The following is a 24,945-nucleotide window of genomic DNA, read 5'->3' as shown; positions in this document are numbered from 1 at the left end:
ACATATAAATATTCACATCGAAACGAATAAGTATCTCCAACCGAGACTTTCTCATGACCCCTGTCGGCGCGCAGAGCGACGACTTTCTTACAATAAAGCCTATCAATAGGGTTATAAGCTTATGTTTATAAAAACAAATAAAGTGGTAGATCCAAGAAAGGCAAATGCAAGTCTCGAAACGGATAAATGTGATCGAACTCATTCGCTCCAGCAGGGGGTTGGTAAGATTACTACAGGTTGACGGGAATGCGACCTGAACTGCCACGACGCAATATTCACCACCAATATCCCGAAAAAATGAACAAACCCAGATTTAAACACCAACACACCCCCTTAATGTCGATATTCAACCAGATTTTGTTATGCGGTTGTAACAGCTAAAACATCTGACGTGTCCAATTGACCTGCTGCTAAATTCCCATTAGTTTGGAGATTCGCCACGTCAGGCAGACGGAACCACAAGAGCCAATCGCAATTTATGCAGTTTGCGATACAAGGCCGAGCAAGGGAGATATGCAATGTCACTATATGATCCAAAGCTGGAGAGGGATAACTGTGGCTTCGGCCTGTTGGCCCACATGGAAGGGGAAGCCAGCCACAAGCTTGTCCGTCTCGCGATGTCAGCATTGGCTCGCATGCAACACCGCGGCGGCATCTCCGCCGATGGCAAGACCGGCGATGGCTGCGGCCTGCTGCTGCAAAAACCCGACAGCTTCTTTCGGGCGGTCGCCGAAGAGAAGGGATGGCACCTGGGCCGCAAGTACGCGGTCGGCATGCTGTTTCTCAATCCGGATCCCGTGCTGGCCCAGCAGGCTCGCGACATCATCAATGAAGAGCTGGAACGGGAAACCCTGAGCCTGGTCGGCTGGCGTCAGGTACCTATCGATACCCATGTGCTCGGCCCCATCGCCAAGGCCTCCCTGCCCAGCATAGAGCAGGTGTTTGTCAACGCGCCTCCCGGCTGGGTCGACAAGGATCTCGAGCGCCGCCTCTATATCGTGCGCCGCCGCATCGAGAAGCGCATCAGCGACGACTACTTCTACGTGGTCAGTCTCTCCAACCTGGTCACCGTCTACAAAGGGCTTTGCATGCCCGTGGACCTGCCGCACTTCTATCTGGATCTCGCCGACATCCGCCTGCAATCGGCCATCTGCGTGTTCCACCAGCGCTTCTCCACCAACACCAGCCCGCGCTGGCCGCTGGCGCAGCCGTTCCGCTATCTTGCCCACAACGGCGAGATCAACACCATCGCCGGCAACCGCCAGTGGGCCAAGGCCCGCAGCTACAAGTTCGCGACCCCGCTCATTCCGGATCTGCAAGAGGCCGCGCCCTTCGTCAACACCACGGGCTCCGACTCCTCGAGCCTGGACAACATGCTGGATCTCTTCCTCGCCGGCGGCATGGACCTGTTCCGTGCCATGCGCCTGCTGATCCCGCCCGCGTGGCAGAAACACCCCAACATGGATGAAGATCTGCGGGCCTTCTACGACTTCAACTCCATGCACATGGAGCCCTGGGACGGCCCGGCCGGCATCGTCATGACCGACGGCCGCTACGCCACCTGCGCCCTCGACCGCAACGGCCTGCGCCCGGCCCGCTACGTCATCACCAAGGACAAGTTCATCACCCTCGCCTCCGAAGTCGGTACCTGGGACTACACCCCGGACGAGGTGCTGGAGAAGGGCCGGGTCGGCCCGGGCGAGCTGTTCGTGGTGGATACCAGCAACGGCAAGGTGTGGACCAGCTTCGAGATCGACGACGATCTCAAGAGCCGTCATACCTACAGGGAGTGGATGGGCAAGCACTGCAAACGCCTGGTGCCGTTCGAGCAGATGGATGACGCCAACACAGGCGCCCGCGAGCTGGACGACGATCAACTCAAGACCTATCAGAAACTGTTCGGCTACTCCTACGAGGAACTGGATCAGGTCATTCGCGTGCTTGGCGAGAACGGCCAGGAGGCCGTCGGCTCCATGGGTGACGATACCCCCATGGCGGTGCTCTCCTCCCGTCAGCGCACCCTGTACGACTACTTCCGCCAGATGTTCGCCCAGGTGACCAACCCGCCCATCGATCCCCTGCGGGAAAATCACGTCATGTCCCTGGCTACCTGCATCGGCAGCGAGCAGAACGTCTTCAACGAGACCTTCGGCCACGCCCACCGGGTGCTGTTCCAGTCGCCGATCCTGCTTTACTCCGACTTCCACCAGCTCCTGGCCCTGGAGGGCGACCACTATCGCCACTCCCTGATCGACCTCAACTATGCCCCGAGCGAGGGGCTGGAAGCGGCGGTGAAGCGCATCTGCCAGGAAGCCGAAACCGCGGCCCGCGCCGGTACCGTGCTGCTGGTGCTGTCGGACAGAAACATCAGCGCCGACACCCTGCCGATCCCGGCCGCCATGGCGGTGGGCGCGGTGCAGCGCACCCTGGTGGACAACAACCTGCGCTGCGACGCCAACATACTGGTAGAGACCGCAAGCTGCCGCGATCCGCACCACTTCGCCGTGCTGCTGGGCTTTGGCGCCACCGCCATCTACCCCTATCTGGCCTATGAAACCCTGGCCAAGCAGGTGGAAGAGGGCGTGCTCAAGATGAGCCTGCGCCAGGCCATGCTCAACTACCGCAACGGCATCAACAAGGGGCTCTACAAGGTGATGTCCAAGATGGGCATCAGCACGGTGGCCAGCTACCGCTGCTCCCAGCTGTTCGAAGCCATCGGCCTCTCCCAATCCGTCATAGAGACCTGCTTTCGCGGGGTATCGAGCCGCATCCAGGGGGCCGATTTCGACGACATCCAGCAGGATCAGCTCAATCTGGCCCGCACCGCCTGGCTCAAGCGCAAGCCCCTCAACCAGGGCGGCCTGCTCAAGTTCGTTCACGGCGAGGAGTACCACACCTACAACCCGGACGTGGTGCAGACCCTGCAAACCGCGGTGCGCTCCGGCGAATACAGCGACTACCTGCACTATGCCCGCCTGGTCAACGAACGGCCGGTGGCGACCCTGCGCGATCTGATCGGGGTCAAGCAGGGCCAGCAGGCCATCTCCCTGGACGAGGTGGAGCCTGCCACCAACCTCTACCAGCGCTTCGACTCCGCCGCCATGTCCATCGGCGCCTTGGGCCCCGAGGCCCACGAGGCCCTGGCCATCGCCATGAACCGCCTCGGCGGTCAGAGCAACTCCGGCGAAGGCGGCGAGGATCCCAAGCGCTTCGGCACCGAGAAGAACTCGCGCATCAAGCAGGTGGCCTCGGGGCGCTTTGGCGTCACCCCCCACTACCTGATGAACGCGGACGTGGTGCAGATCAAAGTCGCCCAGGGCGCCAAACCCGGCGAAGGGGGCCAGCTGCCCGGTGACAAGGTGACGGCCCAGATAGCCCAGCTGCGTTACTCCGTGCCCGGCGTGACCCTGATCTCGCCGCCGCCCCACCACGACATCTACTCCATCGAGGATCTGGCCCAGCTCATCTTCGACATCAAGCAGATCAACCCGAACTGCCTGGTGTCGGTCAAGCTGGTCTCCGAGCCCGGCGTCGGCACCATCGCCTGCGGCGTGGCCAAGGCCTATGCCGACTTCATCACCATCTCGGGCTATGACGGCGGCACGGGCGCGAGCCCCATCACCTCGGTCAAGTATGCCGGCTCCCCCTGGGAACTGGGGCTGGCCGAGACCCAGCAGGCCCTGGTCGCCAACGGCCTGCGCCACAAGGTGCGCCTGCAGGTGGATGGCGGCCTCAAGACGGGTCTGGACATCATCAAGGCGGCCATCCTCGGCGCCGAGAGCTTCGGCTTCGGTACCGGCCCCATGGTGGCGCTCGGCTGCAAATACCTGCGCATCTGCCACCTCAACAACTGTGCCACCGGCGTCGCCACCCAGGACGAGAAGCTGCGCCGCGAGCACTTCACCGGTCTGCCCGAGATGGCCATGAACTACTTCAAGTTCGTCGCCCACGAGACCCGTGAACTCATGGCCCAGCTCGGGGTCAGCCAGCTGACGGATCTGATTGGCCGCACCGAGCTGCTGGAAGCCCTGCCCGGCCTCACCGCCCGCCAGGCCAAGCTGGATCTCTCCGGCATCCTGGCCAAGCCGGTGGCGGTGGCAGGCTCCAGCCTGTTCTGCCAGCAGCACAACCCCACCTTCGACAAGGGGCCCCTGAACCTGCGCATGGTCGAAGACCTGCTCGAGGCCGTCGAGACCAAGAACGGCGGCGAGTATCGCTACGACATCCGCAACACCGACCGCTCCGTCGGGGCCCGCCTGTCCGGCGAGATCGTGAAGCGTCACGGCAACCAGGGCATGGCAGCCGATCCGGTACGGGTCCACTTCAACGGCACCGCAGGCCAGAGCTTCGGCGTCTGGAACGCGGGGGGCCTCGAGATGATCCTCACCGGGGATGCCAACGACTACGTGGGCAAGGGGATGACCGGCGGCAAGCTGGTGGTCAAACCCCATGTGGGCGTGTCGTTCAAGTCCCACGAGGCGGCCATCATAGGCAACACCTGCCTCTATGGCGCCACCGGCGGCAAGCTCTATGCGGCCGGTACCGCGGGCGAGCGCTTCGCGGTGCGCAACTCAGGTGCGCTGGCGGTGGTCGAGGGCATAGGCGACAACGGCTGTGAATACATGACAGGGGGCATAGTCACCGTACTGGGCGAGACCGGGGTCAACTTCGCGGCGGGCATGACAGGCGGTTTTGCCTATGTGCTCGACTGCGATGGCAACTTCGCCAAGCGCACCAACCCCGAGCTGGTGGAACTGCTGGAAGTGGCGAGCCTCGCCATTCACCAGGAGCACCTGCGCGGCATCATTACCGAACATCTGAACGCAACCGGCAGCTCACGCGCCGAGGAAATTTTGGCCAACTTTGATTCCTATGTGCCGAAGTTCAAGCTGATCAAACCCAAGTCCAGCGACGTCAAGTCCCTCTTGGGCCACACCAGTCGTTCCAGTGCAGAACTCAGAATCCAGGCGCAGTAAGGAGGGAACCTATGAGCCAGAACGTATTCCAGTTTATCGATGTTCAGCGGGTCGACCCGCCGAAGAAACCGCTCAAGATCCGCAAGATCCAGTTTGTGGAGATATACGAGTCCTTCAACCAGGCCCAGGTCGGCATGCAGGCGGATCGCTGCCTCGACTGCGGCAACCCCTATTGCGAATGGAAGTGCCCGGTACACAACTACATCCCCAACTGGCTGAAACTGGCCAACGAGGGGCGCATCCTGGAGGCGGTGGAACTCTCCCACCAGACCAACAGCCTGCCGGAGGTGTGCGGCCGCGTCTGCCCGCAAGACAGATTGTGCGAGGGTGCCTGCACCCTCAACGACAGATTCGGCGCCGTGACCATAGGCAACATCGAAAAATACATCACCGACAAGGCATTCGAGATGGGCTGGCGCCCGGATCTCTCCAAGGTGGTCCAGACCGGTAAACGGGTCGCCGTCATCGGTGCGGGCCCGGCCGGCCTGGCCTGTGCCGACGTGCTTGCCAGAAGCGGGGTCAGCGCCGTGGTGTTCGACAAGTACCCGGAGATAGGTGGCCTGCTCACCTTCGGCATCCCCTCCTTCAAGCTGGAAAAAGAGGTGATGCAGCGCCGCCGCGAGATATTCGAGGCCATGGGCATCGAGTTTCGCCTCGAGACCGAGGTGGGCAAGGATGTCTCCTTCGCCGACTTGCTCGGCGAATTCGATGCGGTCTTCCTCGGGGTCGGTACCTACAAGTACATGAAGGGCGGCTTCGAGAACGAAACTGCGCCGGGGGTCTATGACGCCCTGCCCTATCTCATCTCCAACGCCAACCGCTTGCTGGGGTTCGAGAAGGCGCAGCGCGACTACATCGACTTCGCCGGCAAGCAGGTAGTGGTGCTCGGCGGCGGTGACACCGCCATGGACTGCGTGCGCACCGCCATCCGTCAGGGGGCCGACAAGGTGATCTGTGCCTATCGCCGGGATGCCGAGAACATGCCTGGCTCCAAGCGGGAGGTGCAAAACGCCCGCGAGGAGGGGGTGGAATTCATGTTCAACCTGCAACCCATCGGCGTGGAGCTGGATGCCCATGGCCGCACCTGCGGCATCAGGGTGGTGAGCACAGAGCTGGGGGCCCCCGATGCCAACGGTCGCCGCAACCCTGTGGTGATCGAGGGCTCCGAGCAGGTACTGGCCGCCGATGCGGTGGTGATGGCGTTTGGCTTCCAGCCCAATCCCCAACCCTGGATGGCGGAGTATGGCATCGAGCTCGACAGCCGCGAGCGCATCCGGGCGCCGGAGCAGAGTGATTTTGCCTTCCAGACCACCAATCCCAAGGTGTTTGCCGGTGGCGATGCGGTGCGTGGCTCGGATCTGGTGGTCACCGCCATCTACGAAGGCCGCAAGGCCGCAGAAGGGATCATGGACTATCTGGCGGTCTGATCCGCCTCCCCCTGGTCCCCAGCAAACAGCCCCGCAGATGCGGGGCTGTTTCTTTGCAGGCTCCCCCTGGGAAGGCCATGGTGCGCCCGGCTCGGATCGGGTGCCACCGCCAGCACAGTCGCAGTCCCACCACAGGCACATGGGCACTCCCCCACTCTCATCCGGGGCCATCGCTCGCCCCCTCGCCCCTGCGGGGGCGCTTTTTTATGCAGACGCGCGGCCAGAGCCGCCTCATCGCTGGGCTTGGCACCATTTTTTGCTATGATTGCCGCAACTTAGCCGGGCTATGCCTATAGACGAGGTTTGTGATGAGAGTAGGTATCATAGGCGCCATGGAGCAGGAAGTTGCCCTGCTGCGCGGCCAACTGAGCGACATGACCACCACCAGGGTCGGCGGCTGCGAGTTTTACTGCGGCACCCTGGCGGGCAAAGAGGTAGTCCTGACCCGCTCCGGCATCGGCAAGGTGGCCGCCAGCGTCGCCACCAGCCTGCTGCTGGAAAAATTTTCCCCGGATTGCGTCATCAACACGGGCTCCGCCGGCGGCTTCGCCCAGGACTTGCACATAGGTGACGTGGTCATCGCCAGCGAGATGCGCTTCCACGATGTGGACGTGACCGCCTTCGGTTACGAGATGGGCCAGATGGCCCAGCAGCCCGCCGCCTTCCCCTGTGATGACAGGCTGATCGCCCTAGCCCAGGAGTGCGTCGCCCTCCATGGCAAGCACCAGACCAGGGTCGGCCTCATCTGTACCGGCGATCAGTTCATGTGCAAGCCGGACGCCATCGCCAAAGCCCGCGCCGACTTCCCGCAGATGCTGGCGGTGGAGATGGAAGGGGCCGCCATCGGTCAGGTGTGTCACATGTTCGGTGTCCCCTATCTGGTGGTGCGGGCCATGTCCGACATCGCCGGCAAGGAGCAGGTGGAATCCTTCGACGCCTTCATCGAGGTGGCGGGTCAACACTCCGCCGAGGTGATCCTCTCCCTGCTTGGCAAGCTGTGATCCCGATCCCCTCCTCCGACACCCTGGCCATGATGGCCGCCACACCGGCGGCCATCATGGCGGGCGCCGCCCTGCTCGAAGCCCTGCTGCCAAGGCCGGAGTGGCTGCGCCTCTCCGCCGCCGAGCCCTTGCTGGCTCGCCTGGGCCACAAGGTACGGCGCCCGGACGGAAGCCCCCGTGCCCAGTGGCAGGCCGGTATGCTGGCCCTGCTGGTGGTCTGGGTGCCCTGCGCAGCCGGGCTTTGGGCGGTGCGCAATCTCTCCCTCAGCGAGCCCCTGTTCGACCTGCTATGCCTGCTGCTGCTGATAGAGTCTCGCCCCCTGCGCACCCTGGCCAGTGCCGGCGGTGCCCTGCTCAAGGGGGATACCCTGCCCCTGGCCCGGCTGCAAGCCGCTCCCTGGCTCAGGCGCGAGACGGGCAAACTCTCGGCCATGGGCCTCGCCAAGGCCCTGTGCGAAGGCACACTGCTGCGCCTGCTCGGAGGCTGGGCCGGCCCCCTGTTCGGCTTTGCCCTGGCTGGGGTGCAGGGGGCCCTGCTCTGGCGCCTCGCCCAGCTCAGCCACCTCGCCTGGAGTGGCAAGCAGGCAGATTTCACCCACTTCGGCCGCCCGGCCGCGGCCCTCTATCAGGCCCTGATCGCCCCGGCTGCCCTGCTGCTGGCCCTGCCCGCCCTGCCCCCCCGTCTCAGGGAGGGTATGCGGGCATGGCGCCATGGTCTGACTCACTGGCCCCATCCGGCCGCCGGCGCCCTGCTCGCCGCCCTGGCCTGTCAGTCTGGGCTGCGCCTGGGGGGACCCCGTTACTATCAGGGCACTCTGGTGAGGCTGGCGGTGCTGGGGAAGGGAGGCGATCCCGACTGGGAGAGTCCACACCGACTGCTCAACCGGCTTCAGTTGATCGGCTGGGGATGGCTGGCCCTGATGCTGCTGCTCACCCTGGCGGGAGGCAACCATGGCTAGTGCAGGCTTAGTTCTGAACCTGCTCTGGCTGCTGGTCCACTTGACAGGAGGCAACCATGGCTAGATCAGTCATAGGTCTGACCCTGCTCTGGCTGCTGCCCCACTTGACGGGAGGCAACCATGGCTAGACCAGTCATAGGTCTGCCCCTGCTCTGGCTGCTGGCCAGCCTGGCGACCGCCAGCGGGCAGGCCGCCGAGCCGCCCCGGCGCATCATCAGCCTCACCCCTCACCTGACCGAGCTGCTGTTTGACCTGGGGGCCGGGGATCGCATCGTCGCCACCGACGATGCCTCAGACACGCCCCCCGAGGCGCGCACCCTGCCCCATGTGGCCAACTATCGCAGCATCAATGTCGAGGCCCTGCTGGCGCAAAAGCCCGACCTGGTGGTGGCCTGGCGCTCGGCCCAGTCCCGCATGCTGGCACCCATCGAGCAGCTCGGCATCCCGGTGTTTTATTCAGAGCCCACCGATTTTGCCTCATTGGGTCAGGAGATCTGGGCCCTGGGCTCCCGGCTGGGGTTACAGCACAATGCCGATGCCCAGGCCGACGCCTATCTGGCCAGGCTCAAGGCCCTCAAGAGCAGATACGGCCATGGCGAGCCGGTGCGCGTCTTCTATCAGCTCTGGTACCCGCCGCTCACCAGCGTCAGCGGCGTCGCCTGGCCTGCCCAGGCCATCACCCTGTGCGGCGGCCACAATCTGGTCGCCAACGCCGCCAGCCCCTATCCCCAAGTGGGATTGGAGCAGATCATCAAGGCCGACCCCCAGCTCATCCTCGCCGGCAGCCGGGATGCAGAGGCGCTGGCCCACTGGCAGCAATGGCCCAGCCTGACTGCCGTGAAGGAGCGCAGGCTCGTCCTGATCAACCCGGACGAGCTGCACAGATTCACTCCGCGGGCACTCAACGCGGTCGAACAGGTGTGCCTGGCCATCGCCGCGGCGCGCACTTCCCTCCCCTAGATAAGGATGTCACCCATGGCCCTCTCATCTCGAGCCTGTCTGTTGCTGCTGTGCGCCGCCCTCGCCAGCCCCGTCATGGCGGCCGTCCCCATCGACAACCAGACACTGCAAAGCTGGCAGCAGCAGTCGGGCAAGCGCCCCCTGCTGCTGGATGTGCGCACCCCGGCGGAATTTGCCGAGGGACACATCCCCGGCGCCATCAACATCTCCCACGACCAGCTGCGCCAGCGCCTGGTCGAACTCGGCGATGACAGAAGGCTGCCGATCGTGGTCTATTGCCGCAGCGGCCGACGGGCCATACTGGCACAAACCGAGCTGGAGAAGGCCGGATTTGGCCATGTCTATCACCTGAGCGGCGACTATCCAGGCTGGCTGAAATACAAGGATGCCCAACAGCAAGCCCCTTTTGGCACCAATTGATGAGCCAGTGACCTTATTTCTGGCCCTGATTTTGCATTCCCATTTATCTGATTTCCTCTTCACGCGAGATGCACTCTATGTTCAACGACAAAACGATCCTGGTTACCGGCGGCACCGGCTCCTTTGGCAAGCGCTTCATCCAGATGGTGCTGGAGCGTTACCAACCGGCTCGTCTCATCGTCTACTCCCGTGATGAACTCAAGCAATTCGAGATGCAGCAGCACTTCAACCACCCCTGCATGCGCTACTTCATCGGCGACGTGCGCGATGGCGAGCGGCTCGACATGGCCATGCACGGCGTGAACTTCGTGGTCCATGCCGCCGCCCTCAAGCAGGTGCCCGCCGCCGAATACAACCCCATGGAATGCATCAAGACCAACATCTATGGGGCGGAAAACGTCATCAAGGCGGCCCTCAACAACGGGGTCGAGAAAGTAATCGCCCTCTCCACCGACAAGGCCGCCAACCCGGTCAACCTGTATGGCGCCACCAAGCTCTGCTCCGACAAGCTGTTCGTCGCCGCCAATAATATGGCGGGCAGGCACCCCACCATCTTCTCCGTGGTGCGTTACGGCAACGTGGTGGGCTCCCGCGGCTCTGTGGTGCCCTTCTTCGATCGCCTGATCAAGGAAGGGGCCAGCCGCCTGCCCATCACCCATGGCGAGATGACCCGCTTCTGGCTCACCCTGCAACAGGGGGTGGAGTTTGTGCTGACCAACTTTGCCCGCATGAAGGGGGGGGAAGTGTTCGTGCCCAAGATCCCGTCGGTGCGTATCACGGATCTCGCCAGTGCCATGGCCCCGGACTTGCCCCAGGAGATCATCGGCATCCGCCCGGGCGAGAAGCTGCACGAGGTGATGTGCCCGGCCGATGACTCTTACCACACCTATGAGTTCAAGGATTATTACGTCATCGCCCCCAGCATCACCTTCACCAGCCGCAACAATGACTTCGCCATCAATGCCCTGGGGGAGCAGGCGACCCTGGTCGAGCCCGGCTTTGAATACAATTCCCTCAATAATCGCGATTTCCTGTCGATAGAAGCATTGAAAACCATGAACCAGCAGGTACTCGCCGAATGATCCCCTATGGACGCCAATCCATCACGGATGAAGATATCGAAGCCGTCGTCGCCGTCCTGAAGTCGGACTATCTGACCCAGGGCGAGGCGGTCCCCGCCTTCGAACAGGGACTGGCCGACCATTGCCAGGTCCCCCATGTGATCGCCTGCAGCAACGGCACCACGGCCCTGCACCTCGCCTGCGCCGCGCTGGAACTGGGAGCGGATGATTGGGTCTGGGTCTCCGCCATCAGCTTCGTCGCCTCCGCCAACTGTGCCCGCTATTGCGGCGCCCAGGTGGATTTCGTCGATGTGGATCCCGATACCGGCAACCTCTGCGTGACGGCGCTGCGCGAGAAGCTGCAAGGCGTTCAGGGCAGCACTCGTCAGCCCAAAGCCCTGGTCGCCGTGCACCTGGCAGGCCAGCCCTGCGATCTCGACGAAATTGGCGCCCTGTGCCGGCAATATGGCGTGTCCCTCATCGAGGATGCCTGCCATGCCCTAGGGGCCAGCTATCGGGGGGAGCCCATCGGCAGCTGTGCCCACAGCGACATGACCGTCTTCAGCTTCCACCCGGTGAAACCCATCACCACAGGGGAAGGGGGCGCCGTCACCACCCGCAGTGCCGAGCTGGCCGCCAGACTTCGGCTTTATCGCAGTCATGGCATCACCCGGGATCCGGCGCAGTTGAGCGTCGACACGCCCGGGGGCTGGTACTACGAGCAGCAGGTGCTCGGCTTCAACTATCGTCTGACCGACATCCAGGCGGCGCTGGGAAGCAGCCAGCTCGCGCGCCTGCCGCAGTTCATCGACCGGCGTCGGCAGCTGGCGGCCCGCTACGACGAGCTGCTGGCCCGGCTGCCGGTCGAGCCTTTGCACCAGGGTGATGACAGGGTCAGTGGCTATCACCTCTATGTAATCCGGGTGCAAGACCGGGATCAGGTGTTTGCCCGCCTGCGAGAGGCCGGTATCGGCGTCAACGTGCACTACATGCCCATCCCGGCCCAGCCCTATTACCGTACGCTCGGTCATGATCCGGCCGCTTATCCCGGCGCCCAGGCCTATTACCGGCATGCCATCAGCCTGCCCCTGTTCCCCGGCCTCTCCCTGACCGAGCAGGATCAGGTCGTTCAGACCCTGGCGTCCGTGCTATGCGCCTAGCCCTTGGCACTGTCCAGTTCGGTCTCGATTACGGCATCAGCAACCACGCTGGCGAGGTTGCCGATGCCGAGCTCGACGCCATCCTGACCCTGGCCCGCAAGCTGGGCATGGATACCCTGGACACGGCCCAGGCCTACGGCAAGGCCGAGGCGAGGCTCGGGGTGTGCAACAGCACCGACTTTCGGGTCATCACCAAGCTGTCACCGAACATCGATGCCGCCGACCTGGCCGTGTCCCTGGACTCCAGCCTGCAACGGCTGGCCCGCCCCAGTGTCGAGGGCCTGCTGCTGCACCGCAGCCGGGACGCCAGCCCGGCCCTGTTCGAGCGGCTGGCAGACCTTCAGCATCAGGGCAAGGTGGGCAAGGTGGGGGTCTCCGTCTACAGCCCCGAGGAGCTGACGCGTTGGCTCGAGCAGGGTTATCCCCTTGAGCTGGTGCAGCTCCCCGCCAACCTGCTCGATCAGCGCTTTTTGCGCGCAGGCTGGCTCGATCGGTTGCAGGCCATGGGGTGTGAAATCCATGTGCGCTCCCTCTTCCTGCAAGGCCTGTTATTGATGCAGCCGGCCCTTAGGCCCGCTTATTTTGACGCCTTCAGGGAACCGCTCTCGCGACTGGATGGCTGGCAGCCCCACCGCTCCCCCCTCCACAAGGCGCTCGCCCTGATCCCGGCCCTGCCCCAGGTGAGCCGCTTCGTGGTCGGCGTCTGTCATGCCCACGAGCTGGCGGCGATCGCATCGACCTATGCCCATCTGCATCCCTGCCATGACGACGACCTGGCCACCCTCGCCTGCGACGAGCCAGCCCTCATCAACCCCGCCATGTGGAGAACATCATGATCCTCGGGATCCTGCAGGCCAGAGCCAGCTCCAGCCGACTGCCTGGCAAGGTGCTCAAACCCCTGCTCGGCGAGCCCATGCTCGCTCGCCAGATAGAGCGTCTCAAGCGTTCGACCAGGCTGGATCAGCTGGTGGTCGCCACCAGCGGTCAGCGCGAGGATGAGGCCATCTCGGCCCTGTGCGCCCAGCTGGACGTGCCCTGTTTCCGCGGCCCGCTGGACGATGTGCTGCTGCGTTTTCATCTCGCCGCGCAGCCCTTTGGGCCCAGCCAGATCGTGCGACTCACCGGGGATTGCCCCCTCGCGGATCCGGCCCTTATCGACGAGCTGATCGCGCTTCATCTGGACGGCGGCTACGACTACAGCAGCAACTGCTGGGAACCCAGCTACCCGGATGGGCTGGATGCCGAAATATTGAGTGCCGCCACCCTCGACCTGCTGGTCGAACGTGCGCACACCCGGACCCAGCGCGAGCATGTGACCTACTACATCCGCCAGCATGCGGATGCGTTCAGAATAGGCACATTGAGTCGCACCCCCAGCCTGGCCCATCTGCGCTGGACGGTGGACGAACCCGCCGACTTCGCCCTGGTCGAGCAGATATATCAGCGCCTCTACCCGTCCAACCCGGCTTTTGCCACCGACGACATTCTCGCCCTGCTGATGCGGGAACCGGCGCTGGCGACCTTCAACACCCAACATCAACGCAATGAGGGGCTGGCAAGCTCGCTGGCCAAGGAGAACCACTCATGAGTTCACGTTACCAGCAGTCACTGGCGCTCTCGGCCCGGGCCGAGCAGAGCATTCCCTTAGGCTCCCAGACCTTCTCCAAGAGCCGGCTCTGTTTCCCCTATGGCGCAGCCCCCCTCTTTATCGAACGTGGCCAGGGCGCCAGGGTGTGGGATGTGGATGGCAACGAGTATCTGGACTTTGCCAGCGGCCTGCTCGCCATCAGCCTGGGCTATTGCGATCCGGATGTGAACCAGGCCGTGATGGAACAGCTCAACCTGGGCTCCATCTTCTCCCTGCCCCACCGCCTTGAGACCGAGGTCGCCGAACAGCTGATCGAGCTTATCCCCTGCGCCGAGATGGTTCGCTTTGGCAAGAACGGCACCGACGCCACCTCCGCCTGCATCCGCCTCTCCCGCGCCGTGACAGGCCGGGAGCGCGTTGCCGTCTGCGGCTACCATGGCTGGCAGGACTGGTACATCGGCTCCACCACCCGCCATCTAGGGGTGCCCGAGTGCGTGCGCGAGCTCACCCACCGCTTCGACTACAACGACCTGGATTCCCTCAGGGCCCAGCTGGAAGCCCACCCCGGTGAGTTTGCCGCCGTGATCCTGGAGCCCATGAACGTCGCCTGGCCCGCCCCGGACTTTCTGCCCGGTCTGCGCCAGCTGTGTGATGAACACGGTGCCCTGCTGGTCTTTGACGAGACCATCACCGGCTTTCGCTTCCACCTCGGCGGTGCCCAGACCCTGTTTGGCGTCACCCCGGATCTGGCCGCTTTCGGCAAGGGCATGGCCAACGGTTTTCCCATCTCCGCCGTGGTGGGTCGCCGCCAGTACATGGGCCGCATGGAGGACATCTTCTTCTCCGGTACCTTCGGCGGCGATGCCATCGCCCTGGCGGCAGCCAACGCCGTGATCTGCAAGATGCGTCGGCTCGACGTGCCAGCCAGACTGGCCGAGCGAGGCCAGCAACTACTGGATGGGCTCAGCGCACTGCTGGAGCAAGTGAACGCCCCACGCTGGCTGCAAAGCGCGGGTCATCCGAGCTGGAGCTTCCTGCTCATCGGCGACTCCCCCAACCACTCCAGCTGGCTGCTCAAGAGCTACTTCATCCAGGAGCTGTGCAAGCGGGGCATCCTCAGCCTCGGCAGCCACAACCTGAACCTTGCCCACAGCGAACAGGACGTTCAAACCCTGCTGGCCGTCTATGCCGAAGTCCTGCCACAGCTTATCCGGCTGGATGCGGACAAGGCCATTCATCAGGCCCTAGATGGCGAACCCATCCAGCCAGTGTTCAAGGTGCGCTGAGTGCGGCAAGACATACGGTTGGCCCTCCCAACACCGGATAGTTTGAAGCTGGGCAACCAGCGGATTGCTTTTCGTGCCGATGCATCACTGGAGATCGGTTCCGGCCATGTGATGCGCTGTCTGACTCTCGCTGATGCATTGCGTGATAAGGGGGCTGAATGCTGGTTTATCTGTCGCTCACACCCAGGACACCTGGCTGAGCTTATCCGTAGCCGTGGCCATCACTGCCAACTTCTTGACGTAGTCGCTGAGCCAGAACAAGGTACTGCGGGTGTATCCTCACCTGCACACGCGAGCTGGCTTGGATGCAGCTGGATGTTGGATGCTGCACAAACCCGGGTAATTCTGGCCGAGCTGCGCCCAGCATGGCTCGTGGTCGATCACTATGCTCTCGACGCCAATTGGGAGAGCAAGCTACGCACTCATGTCTCTCGAATCATGGTGATCGATGACCTGGCAGATCGCCCCCACGACTGCGATCTGCTGCTCGATCAGAATCTGGGCCGCCAACCCGATGACTACCGAGAACACGTTCCATACAGTTGCCAAATCCTAACAGGTCCCCGCTATGCTCTTCTTCGTCCGGAGTTTGCCAGACTGAGAGCATTTAGCCTTCATCGCCGCAAATCATCTCGCCTTCACCAACTATTGATAACCATGGGTGGGGTTGACCTGCCCAATGCTACAGGTGAGATCCTCAATATGTTGCAGCAATGCCTGTTACCTGATGATTGCCGTATCAGCGTGGTAATGGGTCCAAGTGCCCCCTGGTTGGGAAAGGTCAGAGATATGGCTCGCACCATGAAGTGGCCAACCGAAATTCTGGTGGGAGTCAATGACATGGCAACGCACATGGCTAATTGTGACCTCGCCATTGGCGCTGCAGGTAGCACCTCCTGGGAACGCTGCTGCCTGGGCGTACCAACTTTGATGGTTACTCTCGCACAAAACCAACTCGTAATAGGAGACGCATTGCATCACCAAGGCGGTGCAATACTGATTGGTGCACTCACAGCCCCCCATTTTAAGGCCAACTTCCACGAACTAATGTCCACAATTATCGCCGATCCACAGCGCCTTAGTAATATGTGTGCTAACAGTTCGACGCTAACCGATGGCAATGGCTGCCAAGATGTCATTGCATGGATGATATAACATGAAAATTACGATTCTTTGCAGCTCAGAGAAACATCCCGTCAATAACATGTTGACCGAGTGGATCCATCGAAATAATAAAAACCATGATATCCAACTCGCTCGCAAGAAAACAGAGCTATCTGGTGGTGACCTGTTGTTTCTTATTTCTTGCTCCGAGATAATTTCTATACCCGAACGAAATAAATTTAAAAAGACATTGATTGTGCATGCCAGCGACCTTCCTCAAGGACGAGGCTGGAGCCCACATGTATGGGAAATAATTAATGGCGCGATGGGCATTACAGTCAGTTTATTAGAAGCCGAAGACAATGTCGATAGTGGTGATATATGGAAAAAACTTCATATAACCATCCCTCCCCATGCACTCCATGATGAAATAAATGATTTGCTTTTCACTGCAGAAGCAGAGTTGATGGATTATGCCGTTGATAATTTTTTTACTATCCACCCTCAAAAACAGTCAGCTGAAATTGAGGCAACATATTATCCACGCCGAACTGAAAGCGACAGCGAACTAGATCCACACAACTCCATCTCAAGCCAGTTTGGACTTATACGAGTATGTGATCCGGCACGCTTCCCTGCATTTTTTATGCTTCATGGCCACAAATACAAGCTAACGTTAGAGAAAGTCAAAGATGAATAAGCATATCACTATCGCTGATAGAAAAATTGGACCAACCTTCTCACCTTATGTGATTGCCGAAATGTCGGCCAACCACAATGGTAGCCTTCAGACGGCTTTCAATATTATTGAACAGGCCAAGAAAGCTGGTGCTGATGCCTTGAAAATACAGACGTATCGCCCAGACACCATCACATTGAACAGTAGCCTTCCCGATTTCCAGATTAAAGATGGGCTGTGGGCTGGTCATACATTATATGAGCTTTATGAATGGGCCCATACTCCTTGGGAGTGGCATGCCTCCTTATTTGAGTATGCTCGAAAAATCGGCATCACAATTTTCAGCTCTCCTTTTGATACAACTGCGGTAGACCTTCTGGAAGACCTCAATGCACCTGCCTATAAAATAGCCTCCTTTGAAGCAATTGATCTGCCATTGATTCGTTATGTTGCAGGGACAGGCAAACCCATGATCATATCGACAGGCATGGCTAATGCACAAGAAATTGAAGATGCCATTGAAGCGGCACGAGCTGGTGGCTGCAAGGAATTAGCAATACTGCATTGTGTCAGTGGCTACCCCGCTCCGGCGAAGGATTACAACTTGCGCACCTTACTGGATATGCAGCAGCGCTTCGGATTGGTGACAGGACTGTCCGATCATACCCTCGACAATACAACGGCCATTGCCAGTATTGCCTTGGGGGCATCAATCATAGAAAAACATTTTACCTTGGATCGCAATGGCGGTGGTCCTGATGATAGTTTTTCGCTGGAACCAACAGAATTAAAGCAATTATGCGTTGGGGCCAGCACGGCTTGGTCTGCACTTGGGCAAGTGGACTACAGTCGAAAATCAAGCGAAATAGAAAATGTAAAATTCCGACGTTCTCTCTATTTTGTCAAAGACCTGCAGATAGGAGAAACCATCACGGCAGATGCCGTGCGAAGCGTACGCCCTGGGTTTGGGCTATCCCCCAAGTACCTGCAAGAGGTGATTGGTAAGACTGCCACTCAACCCATATTTGCAAACACACCGGTAAACAACGACGTTTTTAAATAACGGAAGGGCATATGCATCAGAAAAACGTCTTCATGGCCCGGGAAGGGAACGAGTGGTACGAGCGCAACAAGAGTGCCATCCTCGGCAAGTCCCTGGCGAGCGACCCTATCTTCAAGGCATTGACCTATCTGGGCTGCAAGCCCGCCAGAATACTGGAGATAGGGTGTGCCAATGGCTGGCGACTGGCGCAGCTGGCCGAGCACTACGGTGCCCAATGCCATGGGGTGGATCCCTCCGCCAGCGCCATACAAGATATTGACTATGATAAATTCTCGTTCTATCTAAGCTAACAATTAATTCTCCTACTGTTGAGTGTTGAATATATTGGAATGGCATCTACACAACATATCCAAAACGAGACTTTTTGGATGTGTGACTGGCTCAGATAACGTTACGTTTATAACCATCTACAAAAGGGTATTAACATGAAAACAGGTGGTGTTTTATTACAGCAAAAAACCAAGAAAAACATTAACATTACAATAAGAAACCTAACAATTTCAGACATCACTCATCAATATTGCAACTGGTTAAATGACAAAGAGACAAATAAATATCTTGAGTCTCGATTTACTGAGTGGAATATGCAGTCACTTCTTGATTACTATCATCAAAAAAATAAATCAGAATTAATGCTGGCTATCATTGAGGACGATACAGGAACACATGTTGGAAATGTAAAAGTCTCAGCAATAGATAAAAACCATCACAGAGCAGAGATAGGGATCATTATTGGTGATAAGAATTTATGGGGAAAAGGAATTGCAACCACGGCGATTGGAATCGTTGCTGAGTATTGTTTTGATGTCTTGGATATTCATAAGTTAACCGCCGGTGCATATGCCGAGAACCTGGCATCAATCAACGCCTTCATAAGTAATGGGTTTATTGTTGAGGGACAAAGAAAAGAACACGTCTTGACACCGTCAGGGTGGTCAGATGTGGTTTTGCTAGGGAAAATAAAATCACAAGAATAAAAATAAAATGCCGACTCAATGTCGGCACTTTATTGTTATGTTCTGAATAATCTCATTACCTCATTATCCATCATATCCACACTATCAAGCGCTTGTGGATACATCTCCTTTGCCTTTGCCAAAAACTCCAGCCAGAGGCCAATGGCTGGCTGCATCAGCACCATTGTTTCTTCTTCACCTTCAAAAGAGTAAAGAATGGAGCTCAGCAAGGTAAATACATAATTCATCGAACCGATCATCGTACGCGCAATGTGCTGCTGACGTGTAGCAAAAATCTGCTCAAGATAACCAAAATTGCGCAGCATGAGTTGGTTGATCTCGTTTCTAGATGTGAAGTCATGTTGCCATTCACTGATCATTTTGTCGATGAATACATTGAAGAACTCAACATCTAGCAACGGCTCAACATCTTGCTTTGATAAGGCAATAGGTGCACAGAGATCAAGGACCTCTTTAATAATAAAAGACTTATCTATTGGTGCGAACAGGCTTATTTCGACACTTGGCAATGGCATAGTATTTTCTATTTTAACGCCATCACTACAGTTGAAACATCGAACATCATCATGAGTAGCTAGTACTTGTTCAATCACACGACGTGAGGTGTCAAACATAGCGTTACTGATAACCATGCCACCAAAATTTCCCTTGCGCTGCCATTGATTATCGCCATACATTAACTCACCAAGAATCTGGGCGTTCGCCTTATTATTGTAGTATGCACTGAATCTAGAATGGTGATGCCCTTTATCTTTGTAACCATTGTCCAATCCAAATAAGTAGATATTTTTAAACCCCAAGTGCACTGGCGCGCTGACACCAATATTGCCCACAAGTGGATTTACTCCACCCATTTCAGCGAAATATTGCATCTCTGAAAAATAAGATTTTAGCAATGCAGCGCCAGGCTCATTGCGCTTGAATGTAAATATAGATTGACCAAACAATGCTGAACAATCAGGGTGCGTCACATCTGTAGTTAATAATAAAACGTCTTTCAGATAATCGGGATCGTTTAAACCAGATAAGAAATCGTACACTATTTTGGTACGTTCCACTGTTACATGAATATCTGGCTTGATACCTATTTTGTGCAGTGCTGAGATCGCACTGCCGCAAGAAATTATCAGCGCTTTATTTTTGTTCTTTTTGATAACCTCAATAGACTGATCTAATGAGGGGCCGTTGGCAATAATAAATATTGGTGCACGAGATAAATGAAGAGGAATTTTCTTTCCCCTCAACAAGAACGGAACTGCTCGTTCAACATTATTAATTGTATGAGATAGCGCAATAAGATTATCATCAAAAAACCCCCATCCCATAGCAAGCAGATGATACTCCTGCTGAACCTTTTTTATCAGCTCTTTTATTTTATCGTTCTGATATCCCCACATCACAAAAGCATTGGTAATAAGAAAAGCACCTCTGCGATGAATAGCGAACGAGAAATCTTTTACAATAGTATCTTCATCTTGACCAAGTAGAATGTGCAGCCCCAGATTTTCCTGATGCAAATAAGTCAGCAAGGGTGCCCAGTCGAAGCAAAAAAGGGATGCATAGAACAGATCAAGGTCCGGCTCAAACAAGAAGAGGGTGCCAATCTTGCAGCGTTCGTAGAGATAACCGAGGTGATACCCGAGGCCGACGCCGAATATCAGGGCACTGGGTACTTCATTGGGCACATGACCAAGCAAGGTTTCCTTCGCAGAAATGTCGTCAAGATAAGCGTTCAGTTTATTGAGGTAATCGACGTGCATAAAACCGATGGGATTGGCCTCTTGGTTGAAGGAGAACTTGGACAAGGCCCCCTTCTCCATGAACTCGCTCACCAGGGTTTCGCAGATGAGGTAAGGCTCGGCCCCGTAAACGGCAACGCCATCATCGAGCCAGGCCAGATTGGGCTGGCCATTTTCAGTGCAGAAGAATTTGAACGGGCGGGCAGGCTGATACGCCTCATACATGTCGGCGATATGGGGAATGTATTGGCGAAACGCCGCCATATTCTGTTCAAAACGCAGCGGCAGTGCGACTGCCATGGCCGCTTCCTGCTCGGCTTGCTGCTGCAGTCGCTGCGCCTCCTGCTCGGCTTTTGCCAGGGTCGCATCCAAATTGACTGACATCAGAACTCCTTGCTGTTCATGCGATACGCTTGCCCAGCCTTGTTGGCTTGACCGACTTGAGCCAGCTGTTTGAATACGATCTGGTGATGATTTGCAGCCAGGGCTTGCTGGCGTGCGTCTTCAACGGCAAGGGCGGCTGCCAGGGTGGCGACGGACTGTCGCTGCGCTGGCTCCGCTCTGGCCAGCTGTACCAGACTGTCTATCAGAGCCAGCCTCTCATCCATGCACTGCAGGGCCTCGTCATATTCTTTTTGTTCCAGCAGCGCCTCCATCAGGCTGACATTGTCCTGCAGCGCCGCGTCGAGGGCGGCGAGCGCGGCGCTCATAGCTCACCCAGCTGCTGACGCATCTGAAAACCTTGCTGTTTCTCTGCCTCGGGCAGCTGATCCCAGGCGGATTTGATCGTTAGCATCAGGTTCATAACCTCATCGAGGGGAACAACATCCCGTGTCAGGCTGGCATCCCAGATCCGCTCATCCATATAGGCATAAAGACTGTGCAAGTCTTCGGAGATGGCGCCCTGGCTCATATCGAGCGCATCTTGCAGGCCATGCAACAAGCCTTGCGCCTTGGAGACGGCTAGGGACTTTGCCTCCATATCTTGCCGTTCGATGGCCCCCTTGGCCTGCGCCAGGCGTTCGAGAAGCCCCTGCATCATCAGCTGAATGACACGGTGCGGATCGGCAACCGCCAAATCCGCCGCTATGCTGGTTGCCTTATATGCCTTCAGATTACGGTGGTACATAAGATGAAACCTCGAAATATCACTCTCAATTATCTTTTATTTGCAATGCAGACAGGGCGGATGCCGAGTTGTTCATTTTGACCAGCAGGGCATCCAGGCTGCCGTATTGGGCACGCAGGGCTGCCTCATATTTAACCAACTGGGCATTAGAGGTTGCTTCTTTCTGGCTCAGGCTACGCAGATCCGAATTCAGGGTATCGGTGCGCTGCGCCAACATGCCCCCTGACTTGGTATATTCTTTGAGCCCCTTGCTCAGAGAGCCGGCAAGGCCCTTCTCATTGCCAAACAGGGCGACGACCTGATCGAAGTTCTTGTCGACCGCTTCCCCGAATTTTTCTTTGTCTAGAGACAATTTGCCCTTGTTATCCATCTTCATGCCGATCTCGAAGATGGTCGAATAGGTCGAACTGCTCTCAGACGGGCTGACCACCAGATTGCTCATGAAGGTGCTGATGGCCCGCGTCGTGGAATCCCCGGCCAGGGCTCCGCCGTCATCCTGCTTTACGCCCCCGACGAAGCTGTTGCGCTTGCTGAGTGTCCCTATCTTTTCCTGCAAGGCGTTGTAGCCATCGACGAACTGCTGCACCAATGCCTGAATGGAGGTCTTGTCCGTCGTGATATCCACCTTGTTGGACTTCAGATCGCCATTGCTGTCCTTGTCCGATACCCGCAGCACCGTCAGCTTCAGATCCTGAATGGTGTCATCGAAGACATTGGTATCACTCTTGAGGACGTTGCCATCGACCACGATCTCGGCGCTACTCGCCGCCTGGGTCTGACTCATGGCACTGCCGGCGGTGCCGGTCGAGAAGATATCCAGCTCGGCGTTATCGCCCGTGATGGTCAGATCCTTGCCGTCGCCCGACACACCCGAGTCGATGATGAGTTTTGCCTTGCCATCCGCAGTGTTGACTATGTTGACGCTCAGGCCGAAGTTGTCGCCATTGCCGTTGATGCTCTTGCGGATATCTTGCAGGGTATCCCCCGCTTTCACATCCACCTTGAATTCCTTGTCACCCGCCTTGAAGGTCAGCTGACCATCCTGGGTGATCAGAGGGGCCGTCGAGCTGTCAAACACCCCTTCCTGCCGGCTCGTCTGTGCCAACTTATTGACGGTAATGTTGTATTGACCGTTGGAGGCACCACTCTTGCTCTCCATCTTCAGCACAGGATCATCTTTGTCTTGCGTGATATTGATGGCCCGTTTGTTGAAAGCACCCGGGGCACTCAACTTGTCGAGGATGTCGGTGAAGGCGGAGATAGAGGACTTGAGCTGGCCTACGCCAGACAAGGTGATCTGGGTGCTGTTGCGTTTGGTGATGATCGGCTGCTGCAACTGGGCCTTCTTGGCTTCCACACTCGCCGAAATCACATTTTCAAGCTGGAGCCCAGACCCCGCCCCCGCAGAGGTAATCGCCATACATCCTCCTGTCTATCAACTTAAAAAATAGGGTCAAACCTGGCCATTGAACAACAGACCCGAGAGGTTGACACTATCGTTCCCCCCCTGTTCCATGGCCTGCAGTCTCTTTTTAATCAAGAGAATTTCTTCACTCGGGATCTGGCGTATCACCTGCCTGGTATCGGCATCTATCACCTTGATCACGGGCTGATCGAGCTCAGGCACCAAACTGAAGTTGATGGTCCATCCCTTCACTCTGCTCAAACTGTCCAGCCTTTCCTGCAATTCTTGGGCCTGTTTTTCTAACTGTGCCTTCTCGGTGCGCGATACTGACATCTTGATCTGCACTGATGGTTCCTGCGATGCCTTGGCTGTCGGCTCGACACCTGCCTGCTGCTCCACACGCTCCTCAGCGATGGATGGAGAAACAGACATGGCGGCCTGAGGGCCGCCATGTTGAGTTAGCGTCGAAGTAACAGAGGGCATGGCTATCGATTCATTGGCCATCTGCTGCTCCTCATGTCAATGATTGACGGTTTAACCCAAGAGCGACAGAGCCGACTGCGGGCGCTGGTTGGCCTGGGCCAGGATGCTGGAGGCCGCCTGTTGCAGGATATTCTGCTTGGTCATGTTGGCAGTCTCAGTGGCAAAGTCCGCATCGCGGATACGGGAGCGGGCTGCGCTGACGTTTTCCGAGATATTGGCCTGGTTGCGGATGGTGGAATCCAGACGGTTTTGCACCGCACCCAGCTCCGCGCGCTTGCCATCCACCACTTCCAGCATGGCATCTGCAGCCGCCAGTACCTTTTGGGCCCCAGCCTGAGTACTGATGCTGATACCGCCAGCGCCACCGCCGGTGAAGATATCAGAGATATCATTGGTGGATGTGAGACTCCCATTCGCCCCTACTTTTACATCCACTGTGGTACCAGCTGCAGCGATGCCAGAGATGCTAAAACCATCTGCTTGGGTAAGGCTGAACCCGATAGTCTGGTTGGCATCAGCGCCCACTTGGAAACTGCCTTTATAGTTGCCATCCAGCAGCTTGGTACCGGCAAAAGTTGTATCTTTGGAAATACGATTGATCTCGGCGCCCAGCTGATCCACTTCTTTCTGTAAGGCGACGCGATCCTTGTCGGAGTTGGAGCCGTTGGCCGATTGCTGGGCCAGGGTGCGCATGCGCTGCAGCATACTGGTGACTTCATCCATGGCCCCTTCCGCAGTCTGCGCCAGGGAGATGCCATCGTTGGCGTTGCGGTTGCCCTGATCCAGGCCATTGATCTGGGAGGTCAGTCGGTTGGATATTTGCAGACCCGCCGCATCGTCCTTGGCACTGTTGATGCGAAGGCCCGACGCCAGACGGGTGTAGGAGGTATCCATAGATTTGCTGGTATTCATCAAGTTACGCTGGGCGTTCAGTGATGAAGTGTTGGTATTGATAAACATGGCCATAAAAGATTTCTCCTGATGAACAAGAAACTGCGGGCTCTGTTTGCATCTATACAATCAGGGTCCCACCGTTCAGACGGACAGATTGAACGATCTGTCTCATCTGGCGGGTCCCCTATTTGAACGGACAAGGGACCCGCAGTTGCGCAAATGTTGGTTTTCCGAACACCCCTCAATTTGCTTCACTCTCTGTAACGGCAGCCCCATCAGAAGCTTTAGGAAATTTATTGCCGCATTCATCGGCAGAGAGGCAACATCTCTCCGCTTAAAGTCCTGTGCTGGATAACCCGATTCTTTTAACTTGAGGTCAGAGCCCGTTCAAAAAAATACAGGAGCACCTAGATGATGGCATGGTTTATGCTTAGATATATTGAGCTGCCAGTTTTTCGGCACTCATAAAAAAGGCCGACAATGTCGGCCAAAGAAGAGCTTACGCTCAGGAGAACAACCTCGAGGGTGACAGAGTGAACGATCTGGGCAACACTCGAGGGGTAATACCAATAAGAGAAACTCTCTTTCGATAGAACAAGGCGTAAATCCGAACACCCCACTGTTCCATCTTCTT

22 protein-coding genes are annotated in these 24,945 nt (G+C 57.8%); 16 read left to right on the top strand and 6 right to left on the bottom strand.

From position 1 onward, the window contains the following. Window positions 1-518 precede the first annotated feature (518 nt). The 16 genes from gltB to BN1119_RS19935 all read left to right on the top strand — a co-directional run bounded on the left by gltB (window position 519) and on the right by BN1119_RS19935 (window position 18,661). On the top strand, window positions 519-4,976 hold the full coding sequence (gene gltB, locus BN1119_RS08595; protein ID WP_041996556.1) for a glutamate synthase large subunit: 4,458 nt from the start codon (window positions 519-521) through the stop codon (window positions 4,974-4,976). 11 nt (window positions 4,977-4,987) lie between these two features. Next, the gene (locus BN1119_RS08590; RefSeq protein ID WP_041996553.1) at window positions 4,988-6,403 is read left to right on the top strand and encodes an FAD-dependent oxidoreductase; all 1,416 of its coding nucleotides are present in this window, start codon (window positions 4,988-4,990) and stop codon (window positions 6,401-6,403) included. A gap of 308 nt (window positions 6,404-6,711) precedes the next feature. After that, on the top strand, window positions 6,712-7,404 hold the full coding sequence (gene mtnN, locus BN1119_RS08585) for a 5'-methylthioadenosine/S-adenosylhomocysteine nucleosidase (protein WP_041996550.1): 693 nt from the start codon (window positions 6,712-6,714) through the stop codon (window positions 7,402-7,404). Then, the gene (locus BN1119_RS08580; RefSeq protein WP_244463706.1) at window positions 7,401-8,363 is read left to right on the top strand and encodes a cobalamin biosynthesis protein; all 963 of its coding nucleotides are present in this window, start codon (window positions 7,401-7,403) and stop codon (window positions 8,361-8,363) included. Before mtnN ends, BN1119_RS08580 begins: the two co-directional genes overlap by 4 nt. A gap of 120 nt (window positions 8,364-8,483) precedes the next feature. Then, the gene (locus BN1119_RS08575; protein WP_084205365.1) at window positions 8,484-9,323 is read left to right on the top strand and encodes a cobalamin-binding protein; all 840 of its coding nucleotides are present in this window, start codon (window positions 8,484-8,486) and stop codon (window positions 9,321-9,323) included. A gap of 15 nt (window positions 9,324-9,338) precedes the next feature. Then, on the top strand, window positions 9,339-9,743 hold the full coding sequence (locus BN1119_RS08570) for a rhodanese-like domain-containing protein (protein WP_041996548.1): 405 nt from the start codon (window positions 9,339-9,341) through the stop codon (window positions 9,741-9,743). 77 nt (window positions 9,744-9,820) lie between these two features. Further along, on the top strand, window positions 9,821-10,825 hold the full coding sequence (pseB, locus tag BN1119_RS08565; protein ID WP_041996545.1) for a UDP-N-acetylglucosamine 4,6-dehydratase (inverting): 1,005 nt from the start codon (window positions 9,821-9,823) through the stop codon (window positions 10,823-10,825). Then, the gene (pseC, locus tag BN1119_RS08560; protein ID WP_041996543.1) at window positions 10,822-11,964 is read left to right on the top strand and encodes a UDP-4-amino-4,6-dideoxy-N-acetyl-beta-L-altrosamine transaminase; all 1,143 of its coding nucleotides are present in this window, start codon (window positions 10,822-10,824) and stop codon (window positions 11,962-11,964) included. The genes pseB and pseC overlap by 4 nt, the downstream gene beginning before the upstream one ends. Continuing rightward, window positions 11,955-12,800 carry an aldo/keto reductase gene (locus BN1119_RS08555; protein ID WP_041996541.1) on the top strand — a complete coding sequence of 282 codons (846 nt, stop codon included), beginning with the start codon at window positions 11,955-11,957 and terminating at the stop codon, window positions 12,798-12,800. Before pseC ends, BN1119_RS08555 begins: the two co-directional genes overlap by 10 nt. Further along, window positions 12,797-13,552, top strand: coding sequence for a cytidylyltransferase domain-containing protein (locus BN1119_RS08550; RefSeq protein ID WP_041996538.1), 756 nt, complete (start codon window positions 12,797-12,799; stop codon window positions 13,550-13,552). The genes BN1119_RS08555 and BN1119_RS08550 overlap by 4 nt, the downstream gene beginning before the upstream one ends. Then, complete coding sequence (locus tag BN1119_RS08545) at window positions 13,549-14,838, top strand: aminotransferase class III-fold pyridoxal phosphate-dependent enzyme (RefSeq protein ID WP_041996536.1); 1,290 nt, start codon at window positions 13,549-13,551, stop codon at window positions 14,836-14,838. The genes BN1119_RS08550 and BN1119_RS08545 overlap by 4 nt, the downstream gene beginning before the upstream one ends. Before the next feature lie 42 nt (window positions 14,839-14,880). Continuing rightward, window positions 14,881-15,993, top strand: a complete 1,113-nt coding sequence (gene pseG, locus BN1119_RS08540) for a UDP-2,4-diacetamido-2,4,6-trideoxy-beta-L-altropyranose hydrolase (protein WP_157438641.1) — start codon at window positions 14,881-14,883, stop codon at window positions 15,991-15,993. 1 nt (window position 15,994) lies between these two features. Beyond that, window positions 15,995-16,642, top strand: coding sequence for a formyltransferase family protein (locus BN1119_RS19940; RefSeq protein ID WP_084205364.1), 648 nt, complete (start codon window positions 15,995-15,997; stop codon window positions 16,640-16,642). 4 nt (window positions 16,643-16,646) lie between these two features. Further along, window positions 16,647-17,684 carry a pseudaminic acid synthase gene (gene pseI / locus BN1119_RS08535; RefSeq protein ID WP_209434899.1) on the top strand — a complete coding sequence of 346 codons (1,038 nt, stop codon included), beginning with the start codon at window positions 16,647-16,649 and terminating at the stop codon, window positions 17,682-17,684. A gap of 11 nt (window positions 17,685-17,695) precedes the next feature. After that, on the top strand, window positions 17,696-17,974 hold the full coding sequence (locus BN1119_RS08530) for a class I SAM-dependent methyltransferase (protein ID WP_244463705.1): 279 nt from the start codon (window positions 17,696-17,698) through the stop codon (window positions 17,972-17,974). A 135-nt stretch (window positions 17,975-18,109) separates the two neighbouring features. Further along, on the top strand, window positions 18,110-18,661 hold the full coding sequence (locus BN1119_RS19935; RefSeq protein WP_084205363.1) for a GNAT family N-acetyltransferase: 552 nt from the start codon (window positions 18,110-18,112) through the stop codon (window positions 18,659-18,661). Between the two features lie 35 nt (window positions 18,662-18,696). Here BN1119_RS19935 and BN1119_RS08525 read toward each other — a convergent pair whose 3' ends face one another. The 6 genes from BN1119_RS08525 to BN1119_RS08500 are packed head-to-tail and all read right to left on the bottom strand — an operon-like array spanning window position 18,697 to window position 24,383. Next, window positions 18,697-20,784 (bottom strand): motility associated factor glycosyltransferase family protein, encoded by a 2,088-nt coding sequence (locus tag BN1119_RS08525; RefSeq protein ID WP_041996531.1) that lies wholly within the window; start codon window positions 20,782-20,784, stop codon window positions 18,697-18,699. Next, window positions 20,784-21,110: a hypothetical protein gene (locus BN1119_RS08520; protein ID WP_244463704.1), complete on the bottom strand. Its 327-nt coding sequence runs from the start codon at window positions 21,108-21,110 to the stop codon at window positions 20,784-20,786. Before BN1119_RS08520 ends, BN1119_RS08525 begins: the two co-directional genes overlap by 1 nt. Further along, on the bottom strand, window positions 21,107-21,529 hold the full coding sequence (fliS, locus tag BN1119_RS08515; protein ID WP_041996528.1) for a flagellar export chaperone FliS: 423 nt from the start codon (window positions 21,527-21,529) through the stop codon (window positions 21,107-21,109). The genes BN1119_RS08520 and fliS overlap by 4 nt, the downstream gene beginning before the upstream one ends. A gap of 25 nt (window positions 21,530-21,554) precedes the next feature. Then, entirely contained in the window at window positions 21,555-22,949 is a 1,395-nt protein-coding gene (fliD, locus tag BN1119_RS08510) for a flagellar filament capping protein FliD (protein WP_041996525.1), read from the bottom strand. Between the two features lie 33 nt (window positions 22,950-22,982). Then, on the bottom strand, window positions 22,983-23,438 hold the full coding sequence (locus tag BN1119_RS08505; RefSeq protein ID WP_244463703.1) for a flagellar protein FlaG: 456 nt from the start codon (window positions 23,436-23,438) through the stop codon (window positions 22,983-22,985). 30 nt (window positions 23,439-23,468) lie between these two features. Next, entirely contained in the window at window positions 23,469-24,383 is a 915-nt protein-coding gene (locus BN1119_RS08500) for a flagellin N-terminal helical domain-containing protein (protein ID WP_041996522.1), read from the bottom strand. Between the last annotated feature and the right edge of the window lie 562 nt (window positions 24,384-24,945).

Origin of the sequence: Aeromonas bivalvium, assembly GCF_000819765.1 — a bacterium.
Classification (GTDB): Bacteria; Pseudomonadota; Gammaproteobacteria; order Enterobacterales; family Aeromonadaceae; genus Aeromonas; species Aeromonas bivalvium.
Note: the sequence above shows the minus strand (reverse complement) of the source record. Positions and strands in the feature narration are given on the sequence as shown.

Bases quoted from the DNA above. Each gene is read 5' to 3' on its own strand.
- gltB (WP_041996556.1), top strand. From the start codon at position 519: ATGTCACTATATGATCCAAAGCTGGAGAGGGATAACTGTGGCTTCGGC.
- BN1119_RS08590 (WP_041996553.1), top strand. From the start codon at position 4,988: ATGAGCCAGAACGTATTCCAGTTTATCGATGTTCAGCGGGTCGACCCG.
- mtnN (WP_041996550.1), top strand. From the start codon at position 6,712: ATGAGAGTAGGTATCATAGGCGCCATGGAGCAGGAAGTTGCCCTGCTG.
- BN1119_RS08575 (WP_084205365.1), top strand. From the start codon at position 8,484: ATGGCTAGACCAGTCATAGGTCTGCCCCTGCTCTGGCTGCTGGCCAGC.
- BN1119_RS08570 (WP_041996548.1), top strand. From the start codon at position 9,339: ATGGCCCTCTCATCTCGAGCCTGTCTGTTGCTGCTGTGCGCCGCCCTC.
- pseB (WP_041996545.1), top strand. From the start codon at position 9,821: ATGTTCAACGACAAAACGATCCTGGTTACCGGCGGCACCGGCTCCTTT.
- pseC (WP_041996543.1), top strand. From the start codon at position 10,822: ATGATCCCCTATGGACGCCAATCCATCACGGATGAAGATATCGAAGCC.
- BN1119_RS08555 (WP_041996541.1), top strand. From the start codon at position 11,955: ATGCGCCTAGCCCTTGGCACTGTCCAGTTCGGTCTCGATTACGGCATC.
- BN1119_RS08550 (WP_041996538.1), top strand. From the start codon at position 12,797: ATGATCCTCGGGATCCTGCAGGCCAGAGCCAGCTCCAGCCGACTGCCT.
- BN1119_RS08545 (WP_041996536.1), top strand. From the start codon at position 13,549: ATGAGTTCACGTTACCAGCAGTCACTGGCGCTCTCGGCCCGGGCCGAG.
- BN1119_RS19940 (WP_084205364.1), top strand. From the start codon at position 15,995: ATGAAAATTACGATTCTTTGCAGCTCAGAGAAACATCCCGTCAATAAC.
- BN1119_RS08530 (WP_244463705.1), top strand. From the start codon at position 17,696: ATGCATCAGAAAAACGTCTTCATGGCCCGGGAAGGGAACGAGTGGTAC.
- BN1119_RS19935 (WP_084205363.1), top strand. From the start codon at position 18,110: ATGAAAACAGGTGGTGTTTTATTACAGCAAAAAACCAAGAAAAACATT.
- BN1119_RS08525 (WP_041996531.1), bottom strand. From the start codon at position 20,784: ATGTCAGTCAATTTGGATGCGACCCTGGCAAAAGCCGAGCAGGAGGCG.
- BN1119_RS08520 (WP_244463704.1), bottom strand. From the start codon at position 21,110: ATGAGCGCCGCGCTCGCCGCCCTCGACGCGGCGCTGCAGGACAATGTC.
- fliS (WP_041996528.1), bottom strand. From the start codon at position 21,529: ATGTACCACCGTAATCTGAAGGCATATAAGGCAACCAGCATAGCGGCG.
- fliD (WP_041996525.1), bottom strand. From the start codon at position 22,949: ATGGCGATTACCTCTGCGGGGGCGGGGTCTGGGCTCCAGCTTGAAAAT.
- BN1119_RS08505 (WP_244463703.1), bottom strand. From the start codon at position 23,438: ATGGCCAATGAATCGATAGCCATGCCCTCTGTTACTTCGACGCTAACT.
- BN1119_RS08500 (WP_041996522.1), bottom strand. From the start codon at position 24,383: ATGGCCATGTTTATCAATACCAACACTTCATCACTGAACGCCCAGCGT.